Origin of the sequence: Mesorhizobium sp. M5C.F.Cr.IN.023.01.1.1 (assembly GCF_003997585.1) — a bacterium.
GTDB classification, from domain to species: domain Bacteria; phylum Pseudomonadota; class Alphaproteobacteria; order Rhizobiales; family Rhizobiaceae; genus Mesorhizobium; species Mesorhizobium wenxiniae.
On record NZ_RZSU01000097.1, the window covers coordinates 13040 to 23429 of the forward strand.

Sequence of the window (10390 nt, forward strand, 5' to 3'; positions counted from 1 at the left end):
CGACTGAAGGCGCAGCGGCGGCAGATTTCTTCGCGGCAGCCTTAGCCATTGAGGCGCTCCCCCTTCTCGTCGAAGAACACCATGCCGGTGACCTCCACCTCGATCGTCGCGTTGGGCATCGGCACGTAAAGCGTCTCACCCATCCGGTCGCGGCCACCGGCAACCAGGGCCAGCGCGATCGAGCGGCCGCAATTTTCCGACCAGTAGCTGGAGGTGATATGGCCAATCATGGTCATCGGGATCGCCTGCTTCGGATCGCCGACGATTTGCGCGCCTTCTTCCAGCACCACCTTAGGATCCTTGGTTTTCAGGCCGACCAGTTGCTTGCGGCCGTTGGCGACAAGGTCCGGCCGCGCCATGCCGCGAATGCCGACGAAATCGGTCTTCTTCTTGCCGACTGCCCAATCGAGACCGGCATCGTTAGGCGTTACCGTGCCGTCGGTGTCCTGGCCGACGATGATGTAGCCCTTTTCTGCACGCAGCACGTGCATCGCCTCGGTGCCGTAGGCACAGGCGCCATGCTTCTGGCCCTCGGCCCACAGCGCTTCCCAGACGGCGTGGCCGTAGTCGGCCGGCACGTTGACCTCGAAGCCGCGTTCGCCGGTGAACGACATCCGGAACAGCCTTGTCGGCACGCCGCAGATCTTGCCTTCGCGCACCGACATATGCGGCAGCGCCTCGTCCGACATGTCGATGCCCTCGACCAACGGCGCGATGATCTCCCGTGACTTCGGCCCCTGCACGGCGATCACCGCCCACTGCTCGGTGATCGAGGTCAGCCAGACGTTGAGATGCGGGAACTCGGTCTGGAGGTAATCCTCCATATGGTTCATGACACGCGGCGCACCGCCCGTCGTCGTCGTCACATGGAAACGGTCGGGTGCAAGCCTGCCAACGACACCGTCGTCGTAGATGAAACCGTCCTCGCGCAGCATGATGCCATAGCGGCAGCGGCCGGGCTCCAGTTTCTCCCACGGATTGGTGTAGAGCAGTTCCATGAACTTCGCCGCATCCGGCCCGACCACCTCGATCTTGCCCAGCGTCGAGGCGTCGAACAGGCCGGCCGTTTTGCGCACCGTGACACACTCACGATCGACAGCGGCGTGCATGTCCTCGCCCGCCTTTGGAAAATACCAGGCGCGCTTCCACTGGCCGACATCCTCGAACACGGCGCCTTGGCGCTCGGCCCAGGGATGGATCGCCGTCTTGCGAGTCGGGTCGAAGAGCGGACCCCGCGCATGGCCGACGATCGAGCCGAAGGTCACCGGCGTGTAGGGCGCCCGGAACGTCGTCAGGCCGACTTGCGGGATCGGCCTGCCGAGCGTCTCGGCGGCGATTGCCAGACCATGCATGTTCGAGGTCTTGCCCTGGTCGGTCGCCATGCCGTTGGTGGTGAAGCGCTTGACGTGCTCGATCGAGCGCATGCCTTCTTGCACCGCCTGGCGGATGTCCTTGGCGGTGACGTCGTTCTGGAAATCGACAAAGGCCTTGACCGTCGTATCCGGCCCGGCGCCGGGCGCCGCACCCAGCATGCCGCGCGACCAGCTCTCGCTGGCGTCGACCTTCGGTTTGTTTCCCCTGGCGGTGTTGGCGCCGACATCCTTCGCTGCCTTGGCGCCCGCCGCATAGGCCTCGTCGATCGTCGCCGATAGCCCGTCCGTGCCGTTGCAGGCGCCGACGGAGACGCAGTCCTGCGCATAGGCGCCGGGCACGAAGCGCTTGGTCTCGTCGTTGAAGGCAACCTTGCCGCGCGACTGCGAGAACAGATGCACCGACGGTGTCCAGCCGGCCGACATCAGGATCGCGTCAACGGGGATGGTACGTTCGCCGCCGCCATTCTTCGGCTGCACGGTCATCGATGAGACGCGCAATTTGCCGCCGGCGCGGATCACCGCGCGGCCGAAATTGACCTCGATGCCAAGCGCCCTCGCCTCGTCGATCACCAACCCGGTCGGGTTGTCGCGCAGGTCGACTATCGCCGCCACGCCGACACCGGCCTTCTTCAGGTCGATCGCCGCCGCATAGGCGGAATCATTGGCCGTATAGACGCCGACATTCCTGCCGACCGCGACGCCATAATGGTTGAGATAGGTGCGCGCCGCTGACGCCAGCATGATGCCGGGCCGGTCGTTGTCGGCAAACACCATGTGCCGCTCGATGGCGCCGGTCGCCAGCACCACGCGCCTGGCGCGGACCTGCCACAGCCGCTCGCGCGGCAGGTCGCGGCCGGGATTCTGCAGATGATCGCTGACGCGCTCGACCAGCCCGACGAAATTCTGCGCGTAATAGCCGAAGGCCGTGGTGCGCGAGAGCACGCGGACATTGTCCATGGCCTCGAGCTTCGCGACTGCACCTTGCGCCCAGCCAAAACCGTCCTGGCCTTCGACCTTCGCGCCGCTCTCGAAACGAAGACTACCGCCGAAATCCGCCTGTTCATCGGCAAGGATGACGCGCACGCCGGTTTCGGCCGCGGCAAGTGCGGCCGCAATACCGGCAGCACCTCCGCCCAGCACCAGCACGTCGCAATGGGCGAAACGCGCCGAATAATGGTCGGGATCCGGCTGGTCGGGGGCGACGCCGAGGCCGGCCGCGGCCCGGATCTTGGGCTCGTAGAGGTTTTTCCAGGCAGCCTTCGGCCACATGAAGGTCTTGTAGTAAAAGCCGGCCGAAAGCAGCGGCGAGGCGATGTCGCCGACCGCACTGACGTCGAAGGACAGCGACGGCCAGCGGTTCTGTGACTGCGCCGTCAGCCCGTCATAGAGCTCCTGCACGGTGGCGCGGACATTGGGCGTCTTGCGCGCTGCGTCGCGCTTGATCTCAACCAGCGCGTTGGGCTCTTCCGCCCCGGCGGACAGGAAGCCGCGCGGCCGGTGGTATTTGAACGAGCGGCCGACCAGATGGACGCCGTTGGCGAGCAGCGCCGAGGCCAGCGTATCGCCCTCGACACCGGCATAGGACTGGCCGTCGAAGCTGAAGCGGGTCGTCTCCGCCTGCTTGAGGCGTCCGGCGCCGGGAATGCGGAACGCTGCGATCATTCGGAGGCTCCCGGCAGTTTCGCCGGCTTGGGTTCGCCGGCCTTGTAGGTCATCAGGAACCTGTCGCTGACGGTGTCGCGCACGGCATTGAAGAACCGCGCGCAGCCATGCATGTGCCGCCAGCGCTCATAGATGATGCCTTTGGGGTTCGAGCGGATGAAGAAGAACTTTTCGAAGTCGGCATCGCTCTCGCCGGCCATGTTAGCCGAACGAGCGATATGCGCCTCGCCGGCGTTGCGGAATTCGAGTTCCGGGCGCTCTTCCTCGCAATAGGGGCAGCGGATGAGAAGCATGGTTGTTCCTACAATTCGCCGTGGCCGACGCGGGCGCCGGCCGGTTGAACGCAAAGCCTCTGACCCAACATCACGAAGCGGGCCATCATCAGTGCGCCACCGCCGCCGCCGCCGCTTCGTCGATGAGACGGCCGGTGCGGAAGCGCTCTATGGTGAAGGGCGCGTTGATCGGGTGCGGATCGTCTTTTGCGATTGTATGGGCAAAGACATGGCCCGAGCCCGGCGTCGCCTTGAAGCCGCCAGTGCCCCAGCCGCAATTGACGTAGAGGCCGGGCACCGGCGTCTTGGCCAGGATCGGCGATCGATCAGGCGTCACGTCGACGATGCCGCCCCACGAGCGCAGCATCTTCATGCGCGTGAACATCGGGAACATCTCGCAGATGGCATCGAGCGTGTGCTGGAGGATATGCAGGCCACCGGTCTGCGAATAGGAGACATACTGGTCGGTGCCGGCGCCGATGACCAACTCGCCCTTGTCGGACTGCGAGATATAGGCGTGCACGGTGTTCGACATCACCACGCAAGGGAATACCGGCTTGACCGGCTCGGACACCAGCGCCTGCAGCGGATAGCTTTCCAGCGGCATGCGCACGCCGGCCATGTTCATGATGACCGAGGAATGGCCGGCGGCAACGACACCGACCTTCCTGGCGCCGATGAAGCCGCGCGTCGTATCGACGCCGGTGACCGCGCCATTCGGCGACCGCTTGACTCCGGTGACCTCGCAATTCTGGATGATGTGGACGCCGCGCGCCGAAGCGCCGCGCGCATAGCCCCAGGCGACGGCATCGTGACGCGCGGTGCCGCCGCGACGCTGCAGGGTCGCGCCCATCACCGGATAGCGGGCATCGCGCGAAATGTTGAGCGGCGGGCAGAATTCCTTCGCCGCTTCCGGCGTCAGCCATTCATTGTCGATGCCGTTCAGCCGGTTGGCATGGACGTGGCGTTTCAGCACCTGGATATCGTGCACATTGTGGGCCAGCATCATGACGCCGCGCGGCGAATACATAACGTTGTAGTTGAGCTCCTGGCTGAGCCCGTCCCACAGTTTCAGCGCATGGTCGTAGATGCCGGCGCTCTCGTCATAGAGATAATTGGAGCGGATGATGGTTGTGTTGCGGCCGGTATTGCCGCCGCCGAGCCAGCCCTTTTCCAGGACCGCGACATTGGTGATGCCGTGCACCGTGGCGAGATAATACGCGGTGGCCAGGCCATGGCCGCCGGCGCCGACGATGATGACGTCGTACTCCTTCTTCGGCTCTGGCGATGACCACTGTTCCTCCCAGCCCTTGTGGCCGCGCATAGCCTCGCGGGCGATGGCGAATACCGAGTATTTCTTCAACGTTCCAGCCTCGCAGATAGCGGCCGGGCATCCAATCGAGCGCCGGCGCGCGAGCAGTATCACTAGCGAAACCGCGCTGCCAGCCTTGCGCTGTTTGCGACGGCGCTTGCCGTTTTGCGCCGCGATGAAAAAGACGCTGGCAATCCGGCGGGCCGACGATGCATTCGGTACGCGTTCGCAGGTATCGGGTGGCTCGCATCGCCGCAATTTGCGACGACGCATCCGACCGTCGGCAAGCCGGCACGAAAGAAGGATGCAGAGAAGATGTTCGCACTCACCAACAAGATCGCCATCGTCACCGGCGCCAGCTCCGGCATCGGCCGCGCCACGGCCAAGGTGTTCGCGGAGGAAGGCGCCAAGGTGGTCGTCGCGACCCGTCGCCAGGCGGAGCTCGATGCGCTGGTTGCCGAAATCGAAGACGCCGACGGCACCGCCATCGCTCTTGCCGGCGATGTCCGCGACGAAGCCTATGCGAAAGCCCTTGTCGAACTGGCTGTCGGCCGGTTTGGCGGGCTCGACATCGCCTTCAACAATGTCGGCGCCGTCGGCCAGATGGGGCCGATCTCCGACTTGTCGCTGCAGGCCTGGCGCGAAACGCTCGACACCAACCTGACCAGCGCCTTTCTCGGCGCGAAGTATCAGGTGCCGGCCATGGTCGAACGCGGCGGCGGATCGCTGATCTTCACCTCTACCTTCGTCGGCCACACCGTCGGCATGCCCGGCATGACCAGCTATGCCGCAAGCAAGGCCGGGCTGATCGGACTGACGCAGGTGCTTGCCGCCGAATACGGCGCGAAAGGCGTGCGGGTCAACGCGCTGTTGCCGGGCGGCACCGATACGCCTTCGGCAACGTTCAAGACACCTGAATCGCGAGCCTTCGTCGAAAACCTGCATGCCTTGAAGCGCGTTGCCGAGCCTGAAGAGATCGCCCGCTCGGCCCTCTATCTGGCGTCGGATGCGTCGAGCTTCACCACCGGAACCGCGCTGTTTGCCGATGGCGGTGTTTCGATCAGCCGGACGTGAGGCGTTTTCGCGTCGGCGAACAATGGAACACGGCATGTTGCAAAACCGGCCTTGCTTTCTTGGCGCGATTTAGCGATTGCGTTTTTGTGTTCGAAGAATGCTGTCGAAGACGAGCCGAAAATATGCTGCTGATCAGGACCTACATCGCTGCGAGCGCAATCGAGGGAGTCGGCGTGTTCGCCGCCGAGCCGATCAAGAAGGGAGCGTCGATCTGGCAGCTCGATCCGGATTTCGACCGGCTGATCCCGATGGAAAAATATGAGGCCGCGCCGCCCCATCTCAGGGAATTGCTCGACAGATATGCCTATCCAAGCCCGGACCGGCCCGGATTCATGGTCTATGAAGTCGACAATGGCCGCTTCATGAACCACGCCGAAAGGCCGAACACGGATTTTTCGCAGTATGGCGGGGCAACCGCGATCCGCGACATAGCGGCGGGCGAGGAAATAACCTGCGACTACGGCGAGTTCTTCGAGGATTTCGAGCGGCTTCACTTGGCCACAGCTTCATAGCGATCTGGTTTGTGTCGGAGGAGGGCATCAAATGGCCCGGAGCGATGATCGGCTCCGGGCCACGTTTCCAACCCCCGATTAGTTCCGGTGGGCGTGCGGCTCGTCCGTGTGGCGGCCGTCATATTGCAGGTCCAGCTCGCGAATCGCTTCCTTGCCTTTCTTCGGATCGACAAGCCTAAGAAGCGCGTCGATCTTGGCCTCCATACGGTCGGTACTCTCCTTCGATTGCGGCGAACCGACGAAGAGCAGGAACGCCAGGCCGCCGACCTGCCAGAGCAGTTGCAGGAATTCCGACTGCCAGTTCTCGAGCGTGTCGCGGCTCATCTCGATCAGATAGCCGCTGAATTCGGGCGGTTGGCCGAGCGCTTGCTGCTCGTCGAGATAGGCGAACCAGCCGAAAACCCAGTGACCGACGATTGAGATGATGAAGAAGCCGAGGGTAATCCAGGCATAGCTGTAGGCCCGCCACACCGAAGGCGGCGTCATCTTGGCCGCCGGCCTATTGTCCTCATCGTTTGGCATTGTCGCTGTCCGACTCCGAGCGAGCCAGGAACTGCTGCGTAGTCGCGGGCAGCTTGTTTTTCAGCCACTCGGCCATCGCCTCCTCCTCACGCAGGTTTTGTTCGCAAGCCCGGGCGACTTCTGTTTCGCCAAGGGATTCGGCGGCTGCGATAAGGATCGTGTAGGATGCGATCTCCATGTGCTCGAAGGTGTAGCTCGCCAGTGAGCCTTTCATCACCTCGTCGCCGGCGAAGACGCCGCTTAGGGACTGCGCCATCGCCAGCAGCTTGCCGCCGGCGTCCTTCAGCGTGGACGTATCTTCGCCTAATTGTTCCAGGCAGGTTCTGAGGCGTGCGGCTTGCCCTTTCGTCTCGTCGACGTGCAGGTTAATGCGCTCACGGAGTTCGGGATAACTCTCCAGCCGGCTCAGCTGGCCATTCAGCATGGTTTCGGCCTGCTCCTCCATCGCATGCGCGTCCCTGAGCCACTGGACGAGCCATTCACGGGTTTCTGACATCGGTTTTCTCCTGTGCTTGCCAATGCGAAACAACCATGGGGAACGAGGTTTGTTCCTTCGTCGATAAAGCCGGGCGGACCGTTTTGCCGGATTGAGGCAGCAAGAATTTATCGGTGGCGGAGAAAACGCCAACGATCGCTCTCATCGGCGCGGAGCGACCGCCCGAGAAGGCAACTACTACTACCAGAAGTCGTAATTTCTTGCTTTCTGACGGCAGTTATGCTATTAATTTGCACATGGTGCTGATTTGCGCCGACACCCGCTGCCGAGGCGGGTTTTTCGTTTCGGCAGTGGACAGAGCGGCATGATTCTGCTATCAGCCGCCACAATTCGTGGTGTAGATCGCCGCGGAGGCAAGCGACTATGGCCACTTGCCTGTTGTTAACAAACCCGAAAGACAGGATTGCCCGTGCAGGTACTCGTCCGCGACAACAATGTTGATCAGGCGCTTCGCGCGCTCAAGAAAAAGATGCAGCGCGAAGGCATCTTCCGCGAAATGAAGATGCGCGGACATTATGAGAAGCCTTCCGAGAAGCGCGCCCGCGAAAAGGCGGAAGCCGTTCGCCGCGCCCGCAAGCTGGCCCGCAAGCGCGCCCAGCGCGAGGGTCTGCTGCCGATGACGCCGCGCCCGGTGGCGGCTGGTGCTGCTGGTGCAGGTGCTCCGCGTCCGCCGCGGTTCTGACGCCAATTTTTCGTCCTTTTCGAAGGATACCCAGGGTGGCGCGATGCGTAATCGCCGCCACCTTTTTGTTGAATTCGACCAGTTCGGAGAGGCCCGGTTCGGAGACGGAACAGACCTGACGGCGCGGCGGGCAGTGAGGACAGAGCAGATATGAACGCAACAAGCGTGGAGCGCAGAACCGTTATGCGCCGCTTCGCCCTGACAGCAGCCCTGCTTTCTGGCTTGGCGCTCGCCGGCTGCCAGACAGTCCCGACCGGCGAATTCACCAACATCGACAAGGCACAAGGGTCGGCCGAGAACATCTCCTCGCTGTCGGCGGTTATCCAGCGCAGTCCCCAGGATCCCGAAGGCTACAATGTGCGCGGCTCGGCCTATGGCCGCGGCGGCCAGTATCAGGCGGCGCTCAAGGACTTCAACACCGCCATCCAGCTCAATCCGAATTTCTACCAGGCCTATTCGAACCGCGCTCTCATCCAGCGCTTCCTCGGCGACCAGGCGGCCGCGCTTGCCGACTACAACCGCTCGATCCAGATCAATCCCGACTATGACGCCGCCTATATCGGCCGCGGCAACCTCTACCGCAAAGCCGGCCGCATCCAGGAAGCTTTCAACGATTTCCAGAAGGCGATCCAGCTCGACACGACAGACGCCCGCGCCTACCATAATCGCGGCCTGATCTACCAAAGCCAGAGCCAGCACGCTTTTGCCATCGAGGATTTCTCGACCGCCATCTCGCTGGCGCCGGATGCCGCCGAACCCTACAATGGCCGCGGTCTCTCCTACCTCGCCATGAACGACGAGGACAATGCCTTCGCCGACATCAACATGGCGATCAAGCTCGACGGCAAGAATGCCGAGGCCTGGTCCAACCAGGCGCTGATCTACGAGCGGCGCGGCGACAAGGCCAAGGCGGCAAAATCCTACCGCGAGGCAGTGCGCCTCAACCCCACCTACCAGCCGGCCAAGGACGGCCTGGCGCGCACCAGCACCGGCTGACCGACGGCTGCGTTGGGCCTGATATGGCAGGCCTGCCGTTTGGCATGGCTTCGAAACCTTCAATGACTGTGCATTGACCCGCCTTGATCGCGCCAAGTTTTCGGCGGAACGCTCGGAATGTTCAGCCGTTGTTCAAGGCAATTCGCGAAAAGGACCCCTTCCATGATCAAGAACCTCGCCTGTGCCGCCGCCCTCGCCGCCACGGTGCTCGCTGCCCCTGCCAGCGCGGGCAGGCTGGAGCTCGGCGTGCTCGACTGCACCATCGACGGCGGCACCGGCTACATCGTCACATCCAACAAAGGCGTGGCCTGCACCTTTCGCCCTCATCATGGCGGTCCCCCCGAAGCCTATACCGGGGTCATATCCAAGCTCGGCGTCGACGTCGGCAGGACGCACCAGGGCGAATTGATATGGGCGGTTCTGGCGGCCACCCGCGACCGTAATTCCGGCGATCTTGCCGGCAGCTATTATGGCGTCAATGCCGAGGCCAGCTTGGTGACTGGCGGCGGCGCCAATCTTATGGTCGGCGGACTGAACAGCGCCTTCTCGCTGCAGCCTCTCAACGTACAGGCGCAGACCGGTGTTAACCTGGCAGTCGCCGTCACCTCACTGGAGCTGATCCACTCGTTCAAATAAGCGCCATGGCGTTGCTCTGCGGCGCGGAACAGGATTGGACTGTTCCGCGCCGCATGATTTTGGAAAACCGCCATGCTAGGGATGATCATCGCTGACGCCATGATCGCCAATCTTCGATCACCCAGACTTCCCGCCAGCATCTCGGCGCACCCGCAAAAACCGCTTGAACTCAACTGCGGTTGAGGTTTTACAACCCGTCCCCGAAGCGCCGCGCGCTTGTTGGAATCGAAGAGCGCTCCACCATTTTTTAATCGGCGTGTAAGAAAGTTTGGGGGGCGGGGTGACGGAAACCAGCACAAGCAGGGTCGACTCGCGCGCGCTGTGGGCGAGCGGCGATCTGGCGCGCTTTTGCTTCATCAGCCTCGGCATCCTGCTGCACGCCACCAACGAAACCATGGTGGCAACGGTGATGCCGGCCATGGTCGGCGAGCTCGCCGACGTTCAGCTGGTCGGCTGGTCGCTGGCGATCTACGAGCTCGGCGCCATCGTCGCAGGCGCTGCCGCCGGACGGCTGGTGAGCTATGTCGCGCTGCGCACCAACATGGTGGTCGCCGCCCTGCTCTATGCCGTCGGCGCCTTGGTCTGCGCCATCGCGCCCTCCATGCCGCTGTTCCTGGCCGGGCGCCTGATCGAGGGTTTTGGCGGCGGCGCGCTGGTGTCGCTGGCCTTCGTCTCGGTCGAGCGGCTGTTTCCACGCGCCATCTGGCCGCAGCTTTTCAGCGTCATGTCGGCGATCTGGGGCGTCGCCGCCTTCAGCGGACCGGTGCTCGGTGCGTTGATGACCGAGCTGCTCTCCTGGCGCTGGGCTTTCGGCGTCTTCACAGTCGGCGGCACGGCTATGGCGCTGGCGCTG

11 protein-coding genes are annotated in these 10390 nt (G+C 63.3%); 6 read left to right on the plus strand and 5 right to left on the minus strand.

Annotated features, from left to right (window positions below; genetic code table 11):
• Window positions 1-41: 41 nt before the first annotated feature.
• The 3 genes from EOA78_RS27945 to EOA78_RS27955 form a co-directional block, all read right to left on the minus strand.
• Window positions 42-3035, minus strand: a complete 2994-nt coding sequence (locus EOA78_RS27945; protein WP_127318125.1) for a sarcosine oxidase subunit alpha — start codon at window positions 3033-3035, stop codon at window positions 42-44.
• A complete protein-coding gene (locus EOA78_RS27950; protein WP_127318127.1) occupies window positions 3032-3328 on the minus strand; it encodes a sarcosine oxidase subunit delta in 297 nt (98 codons plus the stop codon). The genes EOA78_RS27945 and EOA78_RS27950 overlap by 4 nt, the downstream gene beginning before the upstream one ends.
• 88 nt (window positions 3329-3416) lie before the next feature.
• Window positions 3417-4670 carry a sarcosine oxidase subunit beta gene (locus tag EOA78_RS27955; RefSeq protein ID WP_127318129.1) on the minus strand — a complete coding sequence of 418 codons (1254 nt, stop codon included), beginning with the start codon at window positions 4668-4670 and terminating at the stop codon, window positions 3417-3419.
• 264 nt (window positions 4671-4934) lie between these two features.
• On the opposite strand from EOA78_RS27955, the gene EOA78_RS27960 reads away from it, so the two are divergent.
• Both EOA78_RS27960 and EOA78_RS27965 read left to right on the plus strand, forming a co-directional pair.
• Window positions 4935-5693 carry an SDR family oxidoreductase gene (locus tag EOA78_RS27960; protein WP_127318131.1) on the plus strand — a complete coding sequence of 253 codons (759 nt, stop codon included), beginning with the start codon at window positions 4935-4937 and terminating at the stop codon, window positions 5691-5693.
• Window positions 5694-5815: 122 nt separating this feature from the next.
• The gene (locus tag EOA78_RS27965) at window positions 5816-6205 is read left to right on the plus strand and encodes an SET domain-containing protein-lysine N-methyltransferase (protein ID WP_127318133.1); all 390 of its coding nucleotides are present in this window, start codon (window positions 5816-5818) and stop codon (window positions 6203-6205) included.
• 78 nt (window positions 6206-6283) lie between these two features.
• On the opposite strand, the gene EOA78_RS27970 is transcribed toward EOA78_RS27965, so the two are convergent.
• Complete coding sequence (locus tag EOA78_RS27970) at window positions 6284-6727, minus strand: DUF6766 family protein (protein ID WP_245477774.1); 444 nt, start codon at window positions 6725-6727, stop codon at window positions 6284-6286.
• Window positions 6714-7223 (minus strand): DUF892 family protein, encoded by a 510-nt coding sequence (locus tag EOA78_RS27975; protein WP_127318135.1) that lies wholly within the window; start codon window positions 7221-7223, stop codon window positions 6714-6716. Before EOA78_RS27975 ends, EOA78_RS27970 begins: the two co-directional genes overlap by 14 nt.
• A 409-nt stretch (window positions 7224-7632) precedes the next feature.
• On the opposite strand from EOA78_RS27975, the gene rpsU reads away from it, so the two are divergent.
• The 4 genes from rpsU to EOA78_RS27995 form a co-directional block, all read left to right on the plus strand.
• Window positions 7633-7905: a 30S ribosomal protein S21 gene (gene rpsU, locus EOA78_RS27980; protein WP_023675331.1), complete on the plus strand. Its 273-nt coding sequence runs from the start codon at window positions 7633-7635 to the stop codon at window positions 7903-7905.
• A 150-nt stretch (window positions 7906-8055) separates the two neighbouring features.
• Entirely contained in the window at window positions 8056-8901 is an 846-nt protein-coding gene (locus EOA78_RS27985; protein WP_127318137.1) for a tetratricopeptide repeat protein, read from the plus strand.
• Window positions 8902-9063: 162 nt separating this feature from the next.
• Entirely contained in the window at window positions 9064-9537 is a 474-nt protein-coding gene (locus EOA78_RS27990; RefSeq protein WP_127318139.1) for a DUF992 domain-containing protein, read from the plus strand.
• A 280-nt stretch (window positions 9538-9817) separates the two neighbouring features.
• The coding region (locus tag EOA78_RS27995; protein ID WP_127318141.1) for an MFS transporter at window positions 9818-10390 on the plus strand (573 nt) is incomplete at its 3' end.